Genomic DNA, 21,285 nt, shown 5'->3' on the forward strand with positions numbered 1-21,285 from the left:
CGGCGGGTCAGCGTTGACAGGAAGGACACCAGTAGCTGACCCGCTCGGCCGATCGGTCGGCGTCGATGAGTGTCCCGCACCGGCGGCACGGCTGGGTCGCTCGGCCGTACACCCACAGCTCCCTGCCCCGGTGGGTGTCACCCGTCGTGGTGCGGTTGACCCGCATGCGATTGAGCATGAGCATTTTTCGGGCCTGGTCGACGAGGCGGCGTGGATTGGTCAGCTCACCCACCGAGGACGTCGGCCGCAGACCGAACAGGAAGCACAACTCGTTGGCGTAGACGTTGCCGATGCCCGCCATCACCCGCTGGTCCAGCAGCGCCTGAGCCAACGGCCGCGCCGGGTCCGCGGTGAGGTTGGCGCACGCCTGTTCCGCCGACCAGTCCTCGGCCAGCAGATCGGGGCCCAGGTGCGCGACTGCGTCGAGGTCGCCGGCACGGTCGAGCACCTCCAACACGCCGAGGTCGACGCCGACGGCGCGGGTGTCGGCGGTCTCCAGCACGATGCGGGCCCGGTGATCGATGCGGGGACGCGAGCCGATCTGCCAGCTGCCGTCCATCAGCAGGTGCGAGTGGATGCTGGCAGCGCCCACGCGGATGAACAGATGCTTGCCGCGACAGAGCACCTCGTCGACTGTCTCGCCGGTGAGGTCGGCCGCGGCGAACCGCGGCACCCGGACATCGCAACGGGTCAGGGTCCGGCCGACCAGCGCCTCACGCAGTTTCGCCGCGGTGCGGAACACGGTGTCGCCTTCGGGCATCAGCGCAACCGGAGACCGCGGGGGGTGCGCGAGAAGCCCGCGGAGACCAGCGCCGTGGCGGCTGCTGACCCGCGGTCCTCCAGGACGTTGACGCCGTCGATGCGCTCCACCAGCAGCCCAGGCACGCGGCGGGTCTGGACCAGATCGGCCAGCGCCGCAGCCGCGGCGTGGTGCACACCGGGGTCGGTGGTGAAGCTCAGCAGCGACCGTCCACCCCGCTCGACGAACCAGGTCAACGCGCCGTCGACGAGCACGACGAGCGCACCGGCCTTACGGCCCGGACGATGAGCCGAGTCGCCCTCGGACGCCCGGGCCGGCCACGGCAGGGCAGCGCCATACGGGTTGGCCGGGTCGGTGGCGGCGAGTGCGACCGCGGTGCCGACCCGGTGCTCCTCATCGATGCTGTCGGCGTGACTGCGAAGGCGGTCGACCGTGGTGGCGGTGGCGAACTGTGCGCCGCCGAGGGATTCGACGAAATATCCGCGTTGGCATCGGCCCGCGTCCTCGGCCGCGGTCAGGACCTTGTAGAGCATCGCGAATCCACCCGGAACATTCTCGGCGGTGGCCGCGCCCTTGGTCAGCACGCCGTGCCGGCCCAGCAGCAGGTCGGCCTGGAAGTGGGCGCGCACCGTGGTGTCCAGTTCGGCTTCGGGCAGCGCAGACCACCGCCCGGCCACTGTCGGGTCGACGTCGCGGGCCTGACCGTGGGCGATGCTGTAGCGACTCAACCGCGGTGCGCGCCGGTGCCGGTGTGCCGGCGCGGTGGGCCTGCGCGTGCCGGGCCGTCGCTCCCCGGTGAGCATCGCCCGAACCGGTGCGAACGTGTCACCGGTGACATGTCCTGCCCAGATCAACTGCCACAGTGCTTCTTTGAGTTCCGAGGCGCTGACACCGTCGACCGAAAGCTGGCGGAAGAAGTAGGCCCCGCCGCCGTGCAGTGCGTCGAGCAGGGCGCGATGGGTTTCGGTGAGGTCGAGTTCGACGGGTGGGGCCAGTGTCAACGGTGCGGTGTCGGCGGTGTGGAACGCCACCCAGCCGTCGGAGGTGCCCAGCGATCCGGCACCCGACCACAGCACCTCTCCGGAGGCGAGGAGTTCATCGAGCATGGCGGGCTGATAGTCCCGCACCCGTTGACCGAAGATCAACGGCTCCACAGCCGAGGCGGGCATCGGCACGCCCGCCAGTTGGTCGATCACCGCGGCCAGGCCATCGGTGCCCGAGACGCCGTCGGTGCCCACCATCTGCCAGGCCGGAAGGAATCGCGCATACGCCGCGGTGCTCACCGGTTCGATCTGTGCGCGCAGCGCTGCCAGCGACCGGCGGCGCAGAATCCTGAGAACCTCGGCGTCGCACCACTGTTCGCCGCCTGCGGCATCGGTGGGCACATCGGTGAATTCGCCACGCACGAGTCTGCCGTCGACGGCCAGGCGGGCGAGCACGTCGGCGGCGACCCGGACGCCGAGACCGAACCGGGCGGCCGCCGCCGCGGTGGTGAAGGGCCCCCGGGTACGGGCATAGCGTCCGAGCAGTTCACCCAGTGGGTCGACGACCGGATCCAGGAGTGCGATCGGCACGCCGACCGGCACGGCCACGCCGACCCCGTCACGCAGACGCGCGATGTCCTCCACCGCAACCCACCAGTGCTCACCCGCGTAGGACACCGTGTGCACGCGCCGCGCGGCGCGAAGCCCCTCGAGCCAGCCGCCCACGTCAGCGGCGGTGGACCGATCGGCGATTTCGGTGCTGGTCAGCGGTCCCAGCAGCCGCAGCAGGTCTGCGACCGCCTCGGCGTCGCGCGCCTGCCGCTCAGGCGTGAGGTGCTGCAGCTGGCGGGTGGTCGAGGCGATGACGTCGGCGTCGAGCAGTTCGCGCAGTTCGATGCGGCCCAGCAGTTCGGCCAGCAGCGTGGGATCCAATGCCAGTGCGGCGGCACGCCTCTCGGCCAGCGGGCTGTCGCCCTCGTACATGAACGCTCCGACGTAACCGAACAGCAGCGAGGCCGCGAACGGTGAGGGTGTCGTGGTCTCGACCTCCACCAGTCGCACCCGCCGCTGTGCGATGCGGCTCATCAGGTCGGTGAGCATCGGCACGTCGTAGACGTCCTGCAGGCACTCCCGGACCGCCTCCAGCACGATCGGGAAGTCCGGGTGGTGGCGCGCGATGTCGAGAAGCTGTGCGGCGCGCTGCCGTTGGTGCCACAGAGGTGAACGCTTGCCGGGATGCCGGCGCGGCAGCAGCAGGGCCCGTGCGGCGCACTCCCGGAAGCGCGAGGCGAACAGCGCCGACCCGCCGACCTCCGCCGTCACCACCGGTTCGATCTCGTCGGCGTCGAAGACGAAGATGTCGGCACCGGGCGCCACGTCGTCGGTGTCGGGCAGTCGCACGATGATGCCGTCGTCGGACGCCGTCGGCTTCTCGTCGATGCCGTAGCGGTCGTACAACCGTTTGCCGACCGCGAGCGCCAATGGCCCGTGCACCCGAAGGCCGTACGGCGAGTGCAGGATGATGCGCCAGTCGCCGAGCTCGTCGCGGAACCGCTCGACGACCAGTGTGGTGTCCGACGGCACCACGGAGGTCGCGGTGCGCTGTTCGTCGAAGAGCTGCCACAGGTTGTCTGTGGCGTATGCATCGAAACCGATTGTCCGGCAACGCTGCTCGAAGGCGTCCCGATCCAGGCCCGACAGTTCTCCGGTGAAGGCCCCGATCGCCGCGCCCAGTTCGACGGGTCTGCCCACACCGTCGCCGCGCCAGAACGGCAGCCGTGCCGGTTCTCCCGGCGCCGGGACCACCAGCACCCGGTCGTGAGTGATCTCGGTGATGCGCCAACTGGTGGCGCCCAGGGAGATCACATCGCCGGGACGGGACTCGTAGACCATCTCCTCGTCGAGTTCTCCGACACGCGAAGGCTTCTCGGAGTCCGCGCTGCTGGCCAGGTACACCGTGAACAGGCCACGGTCGGGGATCGCCCCACCGGAGGTGACCGCCAGGCGCTGTGCGCCGGGCCGGGCCGTCAACGTCCCGGTGTCGCGGTCGTAGACGATGCGTGGACGAAGTTCGGCGAAGTCCGTTGACGGGTACTTGCCGCTGAGCAGGTCCAGGGTGGCTTCAAAGGCGCTGCGCGGCAGCGCCGCGAACGGGGCCGATCGTCGCACGGTGTCGAACCATGCGTCGGCGCTGATCGGTTCCAGCGCGCACGCCGCGACCGTGTGCTGGGCCAGCACATCGAGGGGGTTGGCCGGCACCCGCATGGTCTCGATCTGACCGGCCAGCATGCGCTGCACGCTCACCGCACACCCGATCAGGTCGGTGCGATGCTTGGGGAACAGCACGCCCTGGCTGATCTCGCCGACCTGATGGCCCGCGCGGCCGATCCGTTGCAGGCCGCTGGCCACCGATGGCGGGGTCTCCACCTGGATGACCAGATCGACCGCGCCCATGTCGATCCCGAGTTCGAGGCTCGAGGTCGCGACGACGGCCTTGAGTTGGCCACTCTTGAGTGCGTCCTCGACCTCGGCGCGGGCCTCTTTGGACACCGACCCGTGGTGTGCCCGCGCCAGCACCGGTGCCGCGCCGAACGTCTGTCCGCTGCCCATGATGTGCGCGGGGGCGCCGCCTGCGACGGTCGGATTGTGCGAGCCCAGTTCGGTGCCCGTGCGCTCGGCGTGGATCTCGTTGAGGCGTGCGGTGAGCCGCTCGGCCAACCGGCGCGAATTGGCGAACACGATCGACGAATTGTGCGCCTCGATCAGGTCGACGATGCGCTCCTCGACGTCCGGCCAGATGCTGTTGTCCGTCAGGTTGGCCATGTCCGGTACGGGCACCTGCACTGCGAGTTCGAACGTCTTGGCCGCGGGTGGCGCGACGATGGCCGGGGTGGCCGACGCCGTCCCGGCCAGGAAGCGCGCCACCTCCTCGGGGGGCCGCACCGTCGCCGACAGTCCGATCCGCTGCGCGGGCCTCTCCAGCATCGCGTCGAGGCGTTCCAGGGACAGCGCCAGATGTGCGCCGCGTTTGGTGGCGGCGACGGCGTGCACTTCGTCGACGATCACGGTGCGGACATCACTGAGAGTCTCGCGGGCCGCCGAGGTCAACATCAAGAACAGCGACTCCGGTGTCGTGATGAGGATGTCCGGCGGTTTGGTGAGCAGCTCCCGGCGGCGGTTGGGTGGAGTGTCGCCGGACCGCACTCCGACGCTGATCGCGGGCGGTTCGGTGCCGTTGCGCTCGGCGATGCGCGCGATACCGGTCAGCGGTGTGCGCAGGTTGCGTTCGACGTCGACGGCCAGGGCCTTCAGCGGCGAGATGTAGAGCACCCTGGTCTTGGGCGAGCCCTCACGCGGGTGGCGGGCCAGTTCGTCGATGGCCCACAGGAACGCGGCGAGTGTCTTACCCGACCCGGTCGGGGCGATGACCAGCGTGTTGTGCCCGTCGGCGATCGCTTCCCAGGCCTGCGCCTGCGCGGGTGTGGGCGCGGAGAAGGTGCCCGTGAACCAACTCCGCGTCAGCGTGCTGAAGCGGGACAGCGCGTCGGGGGAGCGGGCCACCACACCATCGTGCCCGCAGGGTGCGACAAATCGATGCGCGATTGCGCCAGCGGGTGCCCCACCTGCGTGTATACGATCCCTCTGTGGTGGCGGGGGACTGGCAGCCGTGCATCGCGGCCGTCACAGCCGGCCGTCCGGGGGTGCCCGCGGGAAGCGTGCGCCGAACCGGCGTGCTGGCGAAGCTGTCGGCGTCTCGAGACGGGGATCTGGTGGTGGTCACGGCCCCCGCGGGCTACGGCAAGACCACCGTGACGGTGCAGTGGGACGAGTCCGACGATCGGGTCTTCGCGTGGGTACCGGCCGACACCGTCGACCACGGGTACGTCCACCTGCTGCGGCACATCGAGTCACTGGCTCAGGCCGGCACGCGGGTCGTCGTCATCGACGATGTGCACACGCTGACCTCGACGCGTGCGGTCGCGGCCCTGCAGGCGCTCGTCGACACACCCCCTGCGTCGTTGATCGTGGTCCTGGTGGGGCGCGCCGCACCGCTGCTCCACCTGGCCCGGCGCCGGCTTTCGGGTTCTGTCGTCGAGGTCGGAGCGCAGGATCTGGCGATGTCCGATCGGGAGGCGACCGAGACCTTCGTCGGCGTCGCGGGCCCATGCGACGCGGCGATGCTCGCGACGGTGCTCGACAGATGTGAGGGCTGGCCCGCCGGAATCGCGCTGGTCGGCATGGCGACCCGGGGCGGCGCCGATCCCGTGACCGTCACCGGATGCGACGCGTTGGTCGCGGACTATCTGGTCGAGGAGGTGCTGGGATCCCTGGATGGCGAGTCCGTGGACTTCATGATCGAATCGTCGATCCTGGAGCGGTTCAGCGCGTCCGCGCTGGACGAGGTGCTCGACCGTGTCGACAGTGCCAGGCGACTGGAGGCCATTCGGGTCGCGGGCCACCCTCTGCTGGTTCCTCTGGACCGCGAACGCGCCTGGTACCGCTGGCACCGGCTGCTGGCTGATCTGCTCCGTGCGCGCGTGCTGGCCCGCGACCCGGTGCGGTACCGCGACCTCGCCAGAAGGGCGTGCCGCTTCCTGACGGAGCAGGGTGACATCGACGGTGCGGTGCGCCAATCCCTTGCGGCGCAGGATCGGGCGCACGCGGCGGCACTTGTGGGCCGTGATGCCATCCGACTCGGATTCGACGGGCACACAGCGATTCTCGCTCGGCGCATCGGTCTTCTGGATGAGCGCACGGTGGCCGAGTATCCCGACGCCGCGATCGCCTCGGCCTGGCTCGGTGTCCTGCAGGGCGACGCCGAACTCATCCAGCGCTCACTGCAGTCGGCCGTCCGTGCCGATCGTGGCCAGCCGATGTCCGATGGCACACCGTCGGTGAGTGTCGCTGTGGCCCTGGTGGGTTCACTCGTCGGGGTTTCAGGTGTGCACGCTGTGCTGCGGCACGCCGAGACCGTGCGCAGCGCCTGCGAGGACATCGGGAACCCGTGGTGGGGGGCGGCGACGGTGATGAAGGGGGCGGCCGAGGCGATGCTGGGCCACAGCGCCGCCGCTCGAGAACTGTTGGAGTCCGCCCTGCCCACGCTGGCCGAGCTGCCGGGGTTCGAGGCCGCCGCACTGGCGCACCTGGCGCTGCTCGACCTCGGCGACGGTGACGACATCGGCTGCGTCGAACGCAGCGCCGCGGCCCGGCGCATCGCCGATACCCACGATCTCGGCGACGTCGTCCCGATGGTCGTGGTGTACGCCACCAGCGCGGTGACCGCGGCGCGGGTGGGTGACGTCGGCGCGGCGCGGGAAGCCGTCGTGATCACCGAGCGGCTGCTGGCCCGGTTGGGCAGTCTGTCCGCCCGCACCGCGCTGTTGGGGCACGGGCTGCTGGCGTGGACTGGGGCCGTGATCGGGGATCGCGACACGATGCTGCGGCATCTCGCCGAGGGTGACCGCGCACTCCGTCGCGAGCCGGGCGCGCTGGGTCTGAGCCGCAGGCTTGACCGGGTGCGCGCACTGGCCTCGCGTGGGCGCCGCCAGCCGTTGACGGCTGCCGAATTGCGTCTGCTGCCCCACCTGGCCACGCATCTGTCGCTGCAGCACATCGCGGATGAGCTCACGATCGGGCGGGAGACGGTCAAGAGCCAGGCGACGTCGATCTACCGCAAGCTGGATGTGGCGTCCCGCGGTGAGGCGGTCGCCGAGGCCAGGCGGACCGGGCTGCTCTCCGGTTAGCGCCCCAGGTGGTGACGCGCGCCCCGCTGACACCGCACTGAGGGCGGGAAGCCCCCTCGACCTCCCGCCCTCAGTGCGGCCTCACCGCAGTGATCAGGCCATGGTCGCCAGATTGCGCCAGAGAGTCCGCAGGCTGTCCGTGCCGCCGAACAGCGTCGTGAAATGGGTCGAGTCGATCAGCACGATGTCACCCGCGCGGTCGCCGCCGGGCGGCAGCCAGATGACGGCGTTGAACTCGGTGTTGCCCGCGGCGGTGAACGGGTGCGGGCGGTGCGGGTCGACACGCTGTCGGCCGAGCACCCGCACCTGCTCGCCCTCGGCGGCGGTCACCTCGTAGTGCGGCAGGTGCTGGTGGAAGCTCAGCGTCGGGACGCCGTTGAGCAGCCCGAGTCCGTCGAGATCACCGAACACCGTCAAGGGTGCGATGTCCTTCGTGCCGTGCACCACAGCGGGGCGCAGGCCCCAGATGTTGCGCACGGGCACGTTGAGGGCGGACATCAGGGACCTGGTGTAGCTGCTGAACCGCTGTTGGCGCGGCACCAGGCGGTCCCCGTGGTGTTCGTACTCCATCTGGCGCACCGCCAGGTCGTCGGTGAAACCCACATCGTGGTGGGGCGCCAACAGAAGGCAGGTCCCGTCGCGGCGCAGCCAGTCCCGGAGTGCCTCCACCTCATCGGCGCCGGCCTGCAGTCCTGACACCAGATGGTCAAGACCGAACACCATCAGTGTGTCGGTGTCGGCGAGAATCCGCTCGTCGATCGGCTGCGGGTAGCCGGCCTGATCGACGCGCTGAAAGACCGCCACCGGGTGACCGGTGACCGACCCCACGAGGTCCTGGAAGCTCAACGTCGAGCGGTGGAACAGTTCAAGGGTGCCCGCGACGCCCTGCAGGAAGTTGGCGGCCTCGAACTCGGGCGTCTCATACGACGGGTACACGACGTTGCGGACTTCGGTCATGGTGGAGAACCGATTGGCCATCGCAGCCGGATCCCGCTGTGCCTCCCACGGATAACTCCACGTCCAGTAGATGCTGATGCGGCGGTGGCCGTCGTGAATGCGGTGCTGGTGGTTCTGGTTGTAGGTGCGGGCGGGTCGGAGAGTCATCACTGCCCCCGGGGTGTCTGATCGGCGAGGTGGCGCAGCGCCCGCATCCCCGGAAGAAAGAAATATGCGCCGCCGCGCAGCGTGGTGAATGCGGGGATGCCCTTGTGCACCTTACGGATCGGACGCTTCGGGACGGTGAAGTCCAGCGTGCCGTCCTGGGTGCCGCAGATCGGATCGTGCTCATTGCCGAGCTCGTGGAACGTCCTGTCATTGATCCACACGTTCTGCGCGAACTCGAACTGGCGCACCAGGCTGGCGCAGATGATGAAGGCCGCGATGCCGCGGTCCACCCCGTCGTCCGGTGCGCCCTCGGGGAGTGCGGGTCCATAGGTGGCACCGCGTCGTATCATCCTGCGCCGATTCATGTAGTGCGCGGTGTCGCGCGGGTTGAGCCGACGTGCGTGTGACCCAAGAGGACAGGCGTATCCCAGCGGATCCATCTCGCCGTAGTTGAAGTCGTTGCTGCGCATCGGGTCTGCGCCCAGTTCCGGGTCATCCGCGGTGGGGGCCAGCACCAGCGGTGCGCCGCTGCGCCAGCGGCCCATGAACTTCGCGGCCAACAGCTCCTGCTGGTCGGGTGTCTCGGCATGGGACAGCAGGTACTCCCGGAACGTGCCGACATGTTCCTGCAGGCGGCGATACGCCATGAAGCTGCCGTTGCGCGAGAGCACCTCGGGCTGCGGCAGAGTGGTCACGGGTCCGTCCTCGTCGGGATAACCGAGGATGAACTCGCCGGCAGCCAGGGGCGCTCCGGAGCCGGGGGTGGGCTCCTCACCCGAGCCGGCGATGACCGGTTGTGACAACCGGTCGCGGAATCCGAAGTGGTCGTGGGCGTAGTTGAACGGGGGATTGGCGTTGAGGTCGAGGTGCGACAGGCTGCGCACCCCGGGACAGCGGGCCAGCAGTCCGTCATGCTCGCCGACGCAGCGTCGGTACTCCTCATCGTCACGGGCGAACAGGATCGCGATGGCGTGCAGATTCTCGTCGGCCAGACCACCCACCCAGTGCTGCGGCGCGTTGGCTCCGGTGTCGCCCAGGATGTCCGCACGCGCGGCCATACCTTCCCGGAACTCGTCCGGGAAGGTCGCGAGGTCGCGTTCGGGCACGCCGAGCGCGCGCAACCCACTGTGGGTGAACGCCAACGTGACCCAGCGTTTCGACCGGTCCATCGTGTCGCGGACGTCGGCCGCGGACTGCGCCGTGTCCAGCAGTTCGGACAACCACTGCCGGCCCGCGGTCGCCGAGTCGAAGGTCAGGAACTCATAGCGTCCCGTCATGGCCGGAGTCCGGGTCAACAGGATGTGCTGGATGTCGTCGAGTTCGAGGTTCACTGCATCTGATCGAGCATGTCGGAGAACGCGGCCTTGAGGCGCAGGGCCTTCTTGATCTCGTCGGCCGTGACGTAGGGGTATTCGCCGTATTCCAGGAAACTCGGGCACTGATGCGCCCGAACGAAGTCGATGAAGGCCTCCGGGTTGGTCTGCCAGTCCTCGGGGAATCCCTCGAGGTTGGTGAACACCGTGGTGATGCCGGTCTGACTGAACAGCCGGACGGCGTCCTCGGTGTATTTGTCGAAGTCGGTGTCGAAGATGCCCTGATATTGAAAATGCAGTCCCGAGCCCACGTCGAAGAGCACCCAGCGCAGGTAGTGCAGCCGCAGCGGAGCCAGCACGTCGGGTGAGGCGGCGATGGCCTCCTCGATCTGCTTCCCGTATGCCCGCACCGCCTCCTCGCGGCCCTCCTTCACCTTGGCGATGATCGAGAACCCATAACAGGCGGGGGTGCGGGGGAAGACGGGGCCGTACCGGCCCCGCTCAAGATCGAAATACCCCTCCGGCGGAATGGCCTTCGCGGCGGGCCTGGACCAGGCGGGTTCAGTGTCGGGCATCGTCCACTCTCTCCGGGTGTGTGGTGGATGGTTCGGATGTTACGACCGGCGCTGCCCTCTCCACGTCCCCCAATTCGGGGGAGGACACCGGGGGCGGCCAAGGCTTCGGACCCGAATGGTGGTGTGTGGGCCTCGCCTGGGAATAAGCTGAAAGGCTGTGGCGCCGAGAGATGCTCGGCCTGCACACGATGATTGAGCACTGTTGCGGCGCCGGGCGGGAGTCTGCGCGATGGACAGAAGAAGCGCGACAGTTCTGGTGACATTCGTCGCGGTGGCCGCGGCAGGCCTGGGGGTCGCTCCGGCGGCTTCGGCGGACTGCACCTTCACCCGGGGGACGATGATCTGCTCGGACGGCGGGCCGCCGAAACCCTCACCCCAGGTGACCGGAAGCGGACCGCAGCAGCCCTCGGTCACCCAGCGGGGTTCGTTCACGCCCTACCCGTGCACCATCGACTGGTTCTGCGAAACCGACTACGGGATCGGAGTCGGCGACGCACTCTACGGTCACAACTAGTCGAACTCGCCGGCGCACTTCGTGATCGACCGAGCTGTGTCCTCCCCCGTTCTGGGGGATGACGACGCGTCATAAACGGACATATCTTCGGCATCAGTTGTGGTCGCCGGGGGAAGCGGGTGCCGATGCGTGTGGCAGTGATGGTGTCGTTGCCGATACTCGCGGTGGGGATATCGGTGGTGGCCGCCCCCGTTCCCGAGGCTGCTGCGGACTGCGTCACGTCTGGAGGGACGACGTTGTGTTCGCAGGGGGATGCGCGCGGCACGGACACCGGGCAGGGGCCCGGTTCGGGGCCGGTGGTGCCCTATCCGTGCGATCTCGACTGGTACTGCGATGATTACGGCTGGTCCTTCGGCGTGGTGCTCGACCCCGGCGACAACGGCCCCGGCGCCGGGGCGCGTCCGCCCCGGCCCAACAACGATCTGCCGGGACGGGGCGGCGGTGGCGGCCGGGGTGGCGGCCGCAGATGACGGGCACAACGCGAAACATGCTGCGGTGCAGAATGTTCAGAAGATCACCAGGTTGTCAGCAATGGCCCATTCGGGCACTGTCTGGTCTACTGTGACCGGCAGCGGCGGCGTCGTGAGGACGGGGTGAAGGAGTTGAAGATGGGATTCTTCGGTAGAGCGTGTGGCACGGCGGTCATCGCGGGTGTGGTCGCCTTGGGCGGCGCACCGGTCGCGCTGGCTGAACCGCCCAACTGCTCGGCCGCCGACCTGGCGAGCGTCATGTCGGGCGTCACGGCCGCGACGTCGGATTATCTGTTCACACACCCGGACGTCAACGCGTTCTTCACCGGACTCAAGAACGTCAACCGCGACGAACGCCGCGACCAGATCACGGCGTACCTGGAGGCCAACCCGCAGGTGCAGAACGACCTGAGGGGCCTCAGGCAGCCCGCGGCGGATTTCCGCGCGCGCTGTGACGCGCCCATGCCGGAGTGAACGCGGACTAGCCGAACTGCACGCCCTGCGCCAACGGCAGGTCCGAGGAGTAGTTGACGGTGTTGGTGGCGCGGCGCATGTAGGCCTTCCACGCGTCCGACCCGGATTCGCGGCCGCCGCCGGTCTCCTTCTCGCCGCCGAACGCGCCGCCGATCTCGGCGCCCGAGGTGCCGATGTTGACATTGGCGATGCCGCAGTCGGAACCGTCGGCGGCCATGAACCGCTCCGCTTCGCGGATGTCGGTGGTGAAGATCGCCGACGACAGCCCCTGCGGCACAGCGTTGTTCAGGGTGATCGCCTCGTCGAGGGTGTCGTAGGTCAGCACATACAGGATGGGTGCGAAGGTCTCGTTGTGCACGACCGCGGTCTGCGACGGCATGCGCACCACGGCGGGGGAGACGTAGAAGGAGTCGCCGTCGTCGCCGTGACGCTGCCCGCCGATCACCTCACCGCCGTCGGCGCGGGCCTGCTCCAGCGCACCCACCATGTCGCGGTAGGCGCGCTCGTGGATCAGCGGCCCCACCAGCGTGCCCTCGGTGAACGGATCCCCCACGGGCAGAGTGCGGTACGCCGTGACGATGCGTGACACCAGTTCATCGACCACCGACCGGTGCGCGATCAACCGGCGCAGTGTCGTGCAGCGCTGGCCCGCGGTGCCCGCCGCGGAGAACACGATGCCGCGCACCGCCAGATCCAGGTCGGCCGACGGAGTGACGATCGCGGCGTTGTTGCCGCCCAACTCCAGCAGCACCCGTCCGAACCGCTGCGCGACCCGCGGCCCGACCTCGCGTCCCATGCGCACCGACCCCGTGGCGCTCAACAGCGCGACCCGCGGATCGTCCACCAGGGCCTCGCCGACCTCGCGGCCGCCGAGGAGCAGCCGGCTCACCTCGACGGGAGCACCCACATCCCGTGCGGCCCGGGAGATCAGCGTCTGGCACGCGACGGCCGTCAGCGGGGTCAGCTCCGATGGTTTCCACACCACGGTGTCGCCGCAGACCAAGGCGATTGCGGTGTTCCAGGCCCACACCGCAACCGGGAAGTTGAATGCCGTGATCACACCGACCACGCCAAGCGGATGCCAGGTCTCCATGAGGCGGTGGCCGGGGCGCTCGGAGGCGATGGTCCTGCCGTACAACTGCCGGGACAGTCCGACGGCGAACTCGCAGATGTCGATCATCTCCTGAACCTCGCCCAGCGCCTCGGAGGTGATCTTGCCGGCCTCGATGGTGACCAACTGCGCCAGCTCGTCCTTGTGTTCGGCCAACAGTTCGCCCAGTCGGCCGACGAGCGCTCCGCGCACCGGTGCCGGTGTGGTGCGCCACGTCGTGAATGCCCGTCCCGCCTGCGCGACCGCGGTGTCGGCATCGTCTGCACCGGCCTCGGTCAGCGAGAACAGCACGTCGCCGGTGAGGGGCGTGCTGGCCTGGACGCCACCGGCACCCGGCGCGCCGAGCGTGAGGTCCGCGCCGACCGCGCGTAACGCGGCCTCGGCTCGCTCGCGCAGGTCTTCGACGCTGGGGACGGTGATCGATGTGGACTCCATGGTGGTCATGATGCCGCTTTCTCGTAGAGGTCGTAAGGGTCGAGGAGATCGGTGCCGATGGCTCCGGACAGCCAGCTCGCGCTGTACTCCGAGTCGTCGACGGCGTGGCCGACGTGGGCGTCGGCGTCGAGGTTGGAGCGGAAGATCCCGGCCGCCGACGCCGGCAGGAAGTCCTCGTAGACAACGGGTTCGGTGGGATTCCCGCCGCGGTAGTACGCCAGCCCCTGCGCGGCGAACTCCGCATCGGTGGCGGGGAAGTGCTGGTGCCACACCGCGGCCGGGTCTGGTGCGGACATCGCCAGGTCGTAGTGTCGGCGTCCCTTGCGCGTGAGCGCCACGCCCCGCGCCTCCACCTCGCCGAACCGCACCCGCAGGCTGCCCTCGCTCACGCGGGCGTGCTCGTCGACGAACAGGCGTGGTTCGGCCAGCGCGCGAAACGACGTCTGGCGCAACAGAACAGCGGGACCGTGCACGCGTGGCGGACCCTGGATCGCGTCGATCATCGTGATTCCGCGACTGCTCATCCGGCGGTACAGCTCGTCGATGTCCAGCACCCGCGGTGTGAGGTGGTTGATGTGCGTCGTGGTCACACCCGCGATGTCGGCCGCGACGGCCGAGACCCGCGACAGTTCGTCATACCAGGCCCGGTCGATCGGCTCGCGGGACAGTGCGAACGCCGCGACGGCGCGTGCCACGAACTCCTGGGCGGCCTCAGGGGCGCAACCCCCATCGGCGGCGATGGTCCGGGCCGTGGCGATCAGTTCCGGGTCGAAGAGCGCCCGAGTGCTCAGGAACCGCTCCACGCGGGTGCGCAGGTCGGCGCTGAAGAACCGCGCGTCGGCGGTCGCCAGCATCGAGGTGAAGACCCGGAAGGGGTTGCGGGCCAACTCGTCTGAGTCCACCGGCCGGAATGCCGTGGAGACCACGGGAACCGGCGCGGCGGCCGTGCGCAGGTCGTAGTAGCCGACGGGGTGCATCCCGAAGGCGGAGAACAGCGCGGCGACCTGGGCGAGCTCATGTGGCGTCCCGACCCGGATGGCGCCGTGCCGCTCGGCCGTGACGCGGTCCAGCGAACCCAGCCGCTGGTCGTCCGGGTGGGCGGCGACATGAGCGGCGTTGACCTCGGCGCTGACCTGCACGAGCGTGGTGTAGGCGGGCACCTCGGTGCCGTACATGTGTGACAGCGCCGCGGCGAACATGGCCCGGAGCCGCCAGCAGGGGATGTGCTGCGAGGCGTTCATGTCAGCGCGCTCCTGCGATAGTCTCCGCCCATGGTCGCCGACGAGCTCGATGACATCGACCGGACCCTGCTTCGTGAACTGGTGGCCGATGGGCGCGCGACGCTGGCGCATCTCGCGTCGACCGCGGGCCTGTCGGTCTCGGCGGTGCAGTCGCGGGTGCGCAGGCTCGAGGCCCGCGGCGTGATCTCCGGGTATGCCGCACGCGTCGCGCCTGAGGCGGTCGGCCAGCAGTTGTCGGCCTTCGTCGCGATCACGCCGCTGGACCCCTCTGAACCCGATGATGCGCCGGCACGGCTGGAGCACCTCCATGAGATCGAGTCGTGCCACTCGGTGGCCGGTGAGGACAGTTACGTGCTGCTCGTCCACGTCGAGTCGGCGCGGGCGCTCGAGGGTCTGCTTCAGCGGATCCGCACCGCGGCCAACGTCAAGACGCGCAGCACGATCATCTTACAGAATTTCTACAGCGATAGGCGATTCGTACCGTAATTTATCCTGTCAGATGGCGCATGGGGAGAATATCTCCGATAGCATGGCCGCATGACCGAAGTACTTGCGACGGCCGACATCGCCTCCTGTCAGCGCTCCGGACGCAGCGATGTACACCCTGCCGACGTTCACGGCGTGCTGGCCCGGCACATCCTGGCCGACGGCATGGATCTCGTCCTGGACCTGGAGCAGTCCCGAGGATCTCGACTGGTCGACGCCCGCACCGGGCGCAGTCACCTGGACATGTTCACGTTCTTCGCGTCCTCGGCGCTGGGGATGAACCATCCCGCCCTCGCCGAGGACCCCGCGTTTCGCGCCGAACTCGCCGCCGCGGCCATCAACAAGCCCAGCAACTCCGACGTCTACAGCGTGCCCATGGCCCGCTTTGTGGAGACGTTCGCACGCGTGCTCGGGGACCCGGAGCTGCCGCACCTGTTCTTCGTCGACGGCGGTGCGCTCGCGGTCGAGAACGCGCTGAAGGCCGCGTTCGACTGGAAGAGCCGATACAACGAGGCGCGCGGGATCGATGCGGCGTTGGGCACCAAGGTGTTACACCTTCGGGGTGCCTTCCATGGTCGCAGCGGTTACACGCTCTCGCTGACCAACACCGATCCCAACAAGGTTGCCCGCTTCCCGAAGTTCGACTGGCCGCGCATCGACGCGCCGTATCTGCGTCCTGGAGCCGACATGGATGCGCTGGAGGCGGAGTCGCTGCGCCAGGCCCGCGCCGCGTTCGAGGCCCACCCGCATGACATCGCGTGCTTCATCGCCGAACCCATCCAGGGTGAGGGCGGCGACCGGCACTTCCGGCCCCAGTTCTTCGCCGCGATGCGCGCGCTGTGCGACGAGTTCGATGCGCTGCTGATCTTCGACGAGGTGCAGACCGGATGCGGACTGACCGGTTCGGCGTGGGCATACCAGCAGCTGGGCGTGCGACCCGACGTCGTGGCCTTCGGCAAGAAGACTCAGGTGTGCGGCGTCATGGCCGGCGGCCGGGTCGACGAGGTCGCGGGAAACGTCTTCCGCGTCAGTTCCCGGATCAACTCCACCTGGGGCGGCAACCTGGTGGACATGGTTCGCAGCCGTCGCATTCTGGAAACCATTGAGGCCGAGGAACTCTTCGCCCATGCAGGCGAGCAGGGCCGTCATCTGCTGGCGCGGCTGGAGAAGGTGGCCGCCGACTGGCCGCAGCTGGTGCGTGACGTCCGCGGACGCGGGCTGATGTGCGCGTTCAGCCTGCCGACCGCGGCCCTGCGCGACGACCTCGTCCGGGGGCTGGCCGTCCACGGTGTGCTCATGCTGGCCAGCGGTGTCGACAGCGTACGGTTCCGGCCTGCCCTGACGGTCTCGCGCTCCGAGATCGACGAGGCCGTCGCGGTGGTGCGGGCGGTGCTGGGCGAATTGGGGGAGACCGCGCGGTCAGCCTGAGGTGAGCCTGCGGATCGTGTGGTGCAGATACGGCAGATCCGGGCCGCCGACGAGCACGCAGCCGTGAAGGTCGGCCAACTTCTGCGCGGCCGGGGTGAACGGCTGATTCGAGACCACCATGGTGGCGGCGCAGTCCTGCATCGGGGCGCCGGCCACCACCTCCTGCACGGCGCCCGGGCCGACGGGGCGGGACTGCCGTTTGCATTGCACAGCAACCCGATTGGGGCGGCGGCCGACGATCAGATCGACGCCCCAGTCACCCGTGAGCGGCGTCATGATGACGGGGACACCGCAGCCCCGGGCGACCCGCGCCACGTAGTCCTCGAACTCCAGGCCAGACATCGACTCCGCAGGACGTTCTCGCCGACCGGGTGTCCGCAGACCCGCCACTGCCCCGCTGACGAACCGCGGCAGCGCCATCGCGACCAGAGGGACCGCGACGGTCACGACGAGCGCGACCCACGACCGGGCGCCGGTGAGAAGGGCGGCCAGCCCCGCGGCGACGGCCAACGCCGCATACACCCTGACCCGCAACACGCACCGGATCGTAGGCCGCTGCTCCGACATCCGATCGGGCGCCGGCGGGCTGTGGTTGCATGGAGTCATGACGGTGGCCCAGTCCGAACGTGCCCGGCTCGTCGAAACGCTGCGCTCGGTGGGGCCGGACGCCCCCACCCTCTGCGAGGGGTGGACCGCCCGCGACCTCACGGCGCATCTGGTGCTGAGAGAACACCGTCTCGACGCCGCGCCCGGCATCGCGCTCGCGCCGTTTGCGGGGTACACCGCCAAGGTTCAGGACCGCATCGCGGCCACGACCGAGTGGGATCGGCTCGTCGAGCAGGTGGCGTCCGGGCCGCCCCTGTTCTCACCGTTCAAGCTGCTGGATTCGGTGGTCAACGTGGTCGAGATGTTCGTCCACCACGAGGACGTCCGGCGTGCTCAGCCGGGGTGGCAGCCCCGGGATCTCGACACGGCCACCGAGTCGGCGCTGCGACGACAGGTGCCCAGGCTGTCTCGTCTGGCCCTGTCGAAGGTTCCCGCTCGGCTGACCCTGCGCGCCTCTGACGGCGAGAGGCTGGCCCGGGTGGGTTCGGGGCCCGAGGTGACGGTCACCGGTGCGCCGGCGGAGTTGCTGGTCTGGCTGTTCGGCAGGGACGAAGCCCGGGTGGAGTTCGAGGGCGACGCAGCCGCGGTGGATGCCGTGCGCACCGCCAAGCGGGGGTTGTGACGTCGGCGACGTTTATGTGCGTGCCTGCTCGGGAATCCGCCAACACCTGAGAAAAGGTGAGGACAATGGATGCTATGCGCAGGACAGAGCAGGGCTGGCGCAGCGACAATCTGGGCAGGGAGGACCATGAGGTCCGGTCCGCCATCAGGTTCGCCGTCGTCGCGGCCCTTGCGGGCGTCGCTCTCCTGATCATCGCGGCCCTGTGGGCCAGCACATGCAACGGCCCGGCGGCCGACGTCGACACCGTGGCCTGCGGAGCCACGCAGCGGACGCTGCTCGGGCTGCTCGCACCGGCCATCCTGTTCGGTTCTGCGGTGTGGGCGTTTGTGCGCACCTACCGGGTCTGGCGTGCCGAGGGCACGTGGTGGGGCTGGCAGGGCGCGGGCTGGTTCCTGATGATGGTCATGCTGCTGACCCTGACCATGGGGCTCCCGCCGATCGCCGGTCCTGCCCTCGGAGGCTGAGCGCGAAGGTGTGAGCGAGACCGCGGAATTCGGCGTTTGGCCTCCCATGAATCCGGGGTATGTGATGCGACGATGACACGCGCACCCAACACCCACTCAGATGCCCGCCAAAACCCGAGGTCACAGGTATGGCCGGCGGGTCCAGTGCCTGGGGTAGCCTCAACCCGACACCGCCGGGAGGCCAGCACATGACGAATGCCGAAGGCGCCGAGGCGCGCATCGACACCCGCTCCGCTCGCAGTGCGAGCGCCATCGAAGTGCGGGTCGCCGCCCAGCTGGAGAACCTCGCGGCCGTGCGCACAGTGATCGGTGCGATGGGCACGTTCGAGGACCTCGACCTCGATGCCGTCGCCGATCTGCGGCTGGCCGTCGACGAGGCATGCACGCGTCTCATCAGGTCGGCGGGCCCCGGCGCGACTCTGGTTCTGGTCATCGACCCCCTGCCCGACGAGGTGGTGGTGGAGGTGTCCACCGTGACACTCAACGTCGAGGAGATCCTCACCCCGGGCAGCTTCAGCTGGCATGTGCTGACCTCGCTGACCGACGACGTGCGCACCTTCACCGACGGCAGTCCGGTCAATGGGACCGAGCAGGTGTTCGGCATCGCGTTGACCACGAGAAGAGTGAGCCCGGGCAGGTGAGCCCAGCCGCATCCCGCGGATCGTCTTCACGATCGACCTCTGAATATGCCGATGTGCCCGACATGTTCCGGGAGTTGGCGAAGCTGAAGGCCGATTCCGCGAAGTTTCAGCGTCAGCGCGACAGCATCGTCGAACGCTGTCTGCCCCTGGCCGACCACATCGCCCGGCGGTTCGATGGCCGCGGCGAGCCCCGCGACGACTTGGTGCAGGTCGCCCGAGTGGGTCTGGTGAACGCCGTCATCCGCTTCGATGTCGACGCCGGGTCGGACTTCGTGTCGTTCGCGGTGCCGACGATCATGGGCGAGGTCCGGCGCCACTTCCGGGACAACAGCTGGTCGGTCAAGGTCCCGCGCCGGCTCAAGGAACTCCACCTGCGACTCGGCAGCGCCACCGCGGAACTGTCTCAGCGGCTGGGCCGTGCCCCCACCGCCAGCGAACTCGCCGCGGAACTGGAGATGGACCGCGACGAGGTGGTCGAGGGTCTGGTCGCGGGCAGTTCGTACAACACCCTGTCCATCGACAGTGGTGGTGGCGGAGGCGATGAGGACGCCCCGGCGATCGCGGACAGTCTCGGCGACGTCGATCTGGCGCTCGATCAGATCGAGAACCGGGAGGCGCTGCGGCCGTTGCTGGAATCCCTGCCCGAACGCGAGCGCACGGTCGTGGTGCTGAGGTTCTTCGAATCGATGACCCAGACCCAGATCGCCGAACGGGTGGGCGTCTCCCAGATGCACGTCTCGCGGTTGCTGGCCCGCGCGTTGGCTCGGCTTCGTGAGCAGTTGGAGTGAGTCGGGTCGCCGGCGTACTGCTGGCCGCGGGCGCGGGAACACGCTACGGCATGCCGAAAGTGCTTGCGGAAAACGGTGATTGGCTCCAGCGGGCGGTGCGTGCGTTGGCTCGTGGTGGCTGTGATGACGTGATCGTGGTGCTGGGCGCCGCCGAGGTCGACGTCCCCGCCCCGGCGCGCGCCGTCACTGCGGCAGACTGGGCGGACGGCATGAGCGCCTCGGTGCGCGCCGGGCTTCGCGCGGCCGATGGGGCGGACGTCGCGGTGCTGCACGTCATCGACACACCGGATGTCGGTGCCGACGTCGTCGCCCGGGTGCTGCGGGCCGGCCAGGGTGAGTCCGGGTTGGCTCGCGCTGTGTTCGGCGGGCGCCCAGGACATCCCGTGGTGATCGCGGCGCGGCACTGGCCCGCGGTGTGCGGGAGTCTGCACGGTGACCACGGTGCTCGCGACTTCCTCAGGGCGCGTGGCGATGTCGTCGAAGTCGGATGCGACGACATCGCCACGGGTCAAGACATCGACGAACGGTAGTCAGGTCGGCAGCAGACCAAGCGCGGCCACGGCGTCACGTTCGGAGCGCAGTTCGGCAACCGAGGCGTCGATGCGCGCCCGTGAGAACGCGTTGATGTCAAGGCCTTCCACGATTTCCCACTGCCCGTTGACCGACCGGCACGGAAACGAGCACACCAGGCCTTCATCGACGCCGTAGGCGCCCGGCGATGGCAGTGCGACCGACGTCCAGTCACCGTCGGGTGTGCCGTGCACCCAGTCGTCGACGTGGTCGATGGCGCCGTTCGCCGCCGACGCCGCCGAACTGGCGCCGCGGGCCTCGATGATCGCGGTGCCGCGGCGTGCCACGGTGGGGATGAAGTCGTCGGTGAGCCAATGGGTGTCGGCCGCGTAGTCGGCCCCCGAGCGGCCCGCGACGATGGCGTGGAACAGGTCCGGGTACTGCGTGGGGGAGTGATTGCCCCAGATGGTCATCCGCGAGATCTCGGTGACCGGTTCACCGGTGTGCCGGGCCAGGGCCGCCACCGCCCGGTTGTGATCCAGCCGGGTCAGCGCGGTGAACCGCTGCGCCGGGATGTCGGGTGCGTGCGCGGCCGCCACCAGGGCGTTGGTGTTGGCCGGGTTGCCCACCACCAGCACCCGCACGCCGGATGCGGCGCCGGCGTTGAGCGCATCCCCCGCGGCGGCGAAGATCCGTGCGTTGGCGCTGAGCAGATCGGCCCGCTCCATTCCCTTGCTGCGTGGTTTGGCGCCGATCAGCAGCGCGATGTCGACCCCGTCGAAGGCCCGGCGCGGGTCGTCGTGGATCTCGGTCCCGGCCAGGAGGGGGAAGGCGCCGTCGTCGAGTTCCATCACGACGCCCTCGGCGGCGCGCACCGCCGACGGGAGTTCGAGCAGGCGCAGCAGGACGGGGGTGTCATGGCCCAACATGGCGCCCGCGGCGATCCGGAACAGCGCCGCGTAGCCGATCTGACCGGCGGCGCCTGTGACGGTGACGATGTGCGGTCGTTGCGGCAT

The 21,285-nt window shown here is 69.2% G+C and carries 20 protein-coding genes; 11 read left to right on the forward strand and 9 right to left on the reverse strand.

Translation table 11 applies throughout. The annotated features are described in order from the left end of the window. Nucleotides 1-7: 7 nt before the first annotated feature. Both nei2 and A5727_RS04025 read right to left on the reverse strand, forming a co-directional pair. Nucleotides 8-760 (reverse strand): endonuclease VIII Nei2, encoded by a 753-nt coding sequence (nei2, locus tag A5727_RS04020; RefSeq protein WP_068244846.1) that lies wholly within the window; start codon nt 758-760, stop codon nt 8-10. Next, the gene (locus A5727_RS04025; protein ID WP_068245330.1) at nt 760-5,304 is read right to left on the reverse strand and encodes an ATP-dependent helicase; all 4,545 of its coding nucleotides are present in this window, start codon (nt 5,302-5,304) and stop codon (nt 760-762) included. The genes nei2 and A5727_RS04025 overlap by 1 nt, the downstream gene beginning before the upstream one ends. An 83-nt stretch (nt 5,305-5,387) precedes the next feature. On the opposite strand from A5727_RS04025, the gene A5727_RS04030 reads away from it, so the two are divergent. Further along, nucleotides 5,388-7,487 (forward strand): winged helix-turn-helix domain-containing protein, encoded by a 2,100-nt coding sequence (locus tag A5727_RS04030; protein ID WP_068244851.1) that lies wholly within the window; start codon nt 5,388-5,390, stop codon nt 7,485-7,487. A gap of 93 nt (nt 7,488-7,580) precedes the next feature. Here A5727_RS04030 and A5727_RS04035 read toward each other — a convergent pair whose 3' ends face one another. Genes A5727_RS04035 through A5727_RS04045 form a run of 3 tightly spaced genes read right to left on the reverse strand, consistent with a single transcriptional unit; the run spans nt 7,581 to nt 10,479 of the window. Continuing rightward, nucleotides 7,581-8,591, reverse strand: coding sequence for a hypothetical protein (locus tag A5727_RS04035; RefSeq protein WP_068244858.1), 1,011 nt, complete (start codon nt 8,589-8,591; stop codon nt 7,581-7,583). After that, complete coding sequence (locus A5727_RS04040) at nt 8,591-9,922, reverse strand: Dyp-type peroxidase (RefSeq protein ID WP_068244862.1); 1,332 nt, start codon at nt 9,920-9,922, stop codon at nt 8,591-8,593. The genes A5727_RS04035 and A5727_RS04040 overlap by 1 nt, the downstream gene beginning before the upstream one ends. Further along, nucleotides 9,919-10,479, reverse strand: a complete 561-nt coding sequence (locus A5727_RS04045) for a hypothetical protein (protein WP_068244864.1) — start codon at nt 10,477-10,479, stop codon at nt 9,919-9,921. Before A5727_RS04045 ends, A5727_RS04040 begins: the two co-directional genes overlap by 4 nt. 229 nt (nt 10,480-10,708) lie before the next feature. On the opposite strand from A5727_RS04045, the gene A5727_RS04050 reads away from it, so the two are divergent. The 3 genes from A5727_RS04050 to A5727_RS04060 all read left to right on the forward strand — a co-directional run bounded on the left by A5727_RS04050 (nt 10,709) and on the right by A5727_RS04060 (nt 11,937). Then, entirely contained in the window at nt 10,709-10,993 is a 285-nt protein-coding gene (locus A5727_RS04050; protein ID WP_157521203.1) for a hypothetical protein, read from the forward strand. A 125-nt stretch (nt 10,994-11,118) separates the two neighbouring features. Further along, nucleotides 11,119-11,463, forward strand: a complete 345-nt coding sequence (locus A5727_RS04055; RefSeq protein WP_157521204.1) for a hypothetical protein — start codon at nt 11,119-11,121, stop codon at nt 11,461-11,463. A gap of 138 nt (nt 11,464-11,601) precedes the next feature. Then, the gene (locus A5727_RS04060; RefSeq protein WP_068245333.1) at nt 11,602-11,937 is read left to right on the forward strand and encodes a heme-binding protein; all 336 of its coding nucleotides are present in this window, start codon (nt 11,602-11,604) and stop codon (nt 11,935-11,937) included. 7 nt (nt 11,938-11,944) lie between these two features. Here A5727_RS04060 and amaB read toward each other — a convergent pair whose 3' ends face one another. Continuing rightward, nucleotides 11,945-13,492 (reverse strand): L-piperidine-6-carboxylate dehydrogenase, encoded by a 1,548-nt coding sequence (gene amaB / locus A5727_RS04065; protein ID WP_068244874.1) that lies wholly within the window; start codon nt 13,490-13,492, stop codon nt 11,945-11,947. Beyond that, complete coding sequence (hglS, locus tag A5727_RS04070) at nt 13,489-14,724, reverse strand: 2-oxoadipate dioxygenase/decarboxylase (protein WP_068244877.1); 1,236 nt, start codon at nt 14,722-14,724, stop codon at nt 13,489-13,491. Before hglS ends, amaB begins: the two co-directional genes overlap by 4 nt. Nucleotides 14,725-14,754: 30 nt before the next feature. On the opposite strand from hglS, the gene A5727_RS04075 reads away from it, so the two are divergent. Both A5727_RS04075 and lat read left to right on the forward strand, forming a co-directional pair. Beyond that, the gene (locus tag A5727_RS04075; RefSeq protein ID WP_068244880.1) at nt 14,755-15,210 is read left to right on the forward strand and encodes an Lrp/AsnC family transcriptional regulator; all 456 of its coding nucleotides are present in this window, start codon (nt 14,755-14,757) and stop codon (nt 15,208-15,210) included. Between the two features lie 51 nt (nt 15,211-15,261). Beyond that, the gene (gene lat, locus A5727_RS04080; RefSeq protein WP_068244883.1) at nt 15,262-16,638 is read left to right on the forward strand and encodes an L-lysine 6-transaminase; all 1,377 of its coding nucleotides are present in this window, start codon (nt 15,262-15,264) and stop codon (nt 16,636-16,638) included. Here the strand turns inward: lat and A5727_RS04085 are convergent. Next, nucleotides 16,630-17,205, reverse strand: coding sequence for a restriction endonuclease (locus A5727_RS04085; protein ID WP_068244885.1), 576 nt, complete (start codon nt 17,203-17,205; stop codon nt 16,630-16,632). The genes lat and A5727_RS04085 overlap by 9 nt on opposite strands. 37 nt (nt 17,206-17,242) lie before the next feature. Here A5727_RS04085 and A5727_RS04090 point away from each other — a divergent pair, with 37 nt between their 5' ends. The 5 genes from A5727_RS04090 (at nt 17,243) to A5727_RS04110 (ending at nt 20,289) form a co-directional block, all read left to right on the forward strand. After that, on the forward strand, nt 17,243-17,866 hold the full coding sequence (locus A5727_RS04090; protein ID WP_068244888.1) for a TIGR03085 family metal-binding protein: 624 nt from the start codon (nt 17,243-17,245) through the stop codon (nt 17,864-17,866). Between the two features lie 74 nt (nt 17,867-17,940). After that, entirely contained in the window at nt 17,941-18,330 is a 390-nt protein-coding gene (locus A5727_RS04095; RefSeq protein WP_068244890.1) for a hypothetical protein, read from the forward strand. Nucleotides 18,331-18,518: 188 nt separating this feature from the next. Further along, entirely contained in the window at nt 18,519-18,971 is a 453-nt protein-coding gene (locus A5727_RS04100) for an ATP-binding protein (RefSeq protein ID WP_068244894.1), read from the forward strand. 62 nt (nt 18,972-19,033) lie between these two features. Further along, entirely contained in the window at nt 19,034-19,759 is a 726-nt protein-coding gene (locus A5727_RS04105; RefSeq protein WP_502687652.1) for a SigB/SigF/SigG family RNA polymerase sigma factor, read from the forward strand. After that, nucleotides 19,756-20,289, forward strand: a complete 534-nt coding sequence (locus A5727_RS04110; RefSeq protein WP_068244899.1) for a nucleotidyltransferase family protein — start codon at nt 19,756-19,758, stop codon at nt 20,287-20,289. Before A5727_RS04105 ends, A5727_RS04110 begins: the two co-directional genes overlap by 4 nt. Here the strand turns inward: A5727_RS04110 and A5727_RS04115 are convergent, their stop codons facing one another. Then, a complete protein-coding gene (locus A5727_RS04115; protein WP_068244901.1) occupies nt 20,290-21,285 on the reverse strand; it encodes a malate dehydrogenase in 996 nt (331 codons plus the stop codon).

The sequence above is a fragment of the Mycobacterium sp. ACS4331 genome (assembly GCF_001667265.1).
Classification (GTDB): domain Bacteria; phylum Actinomycetota; class Actinomycetes; order Mycobacteriales; family Mycobacteriaceae; genus Mycobacterium.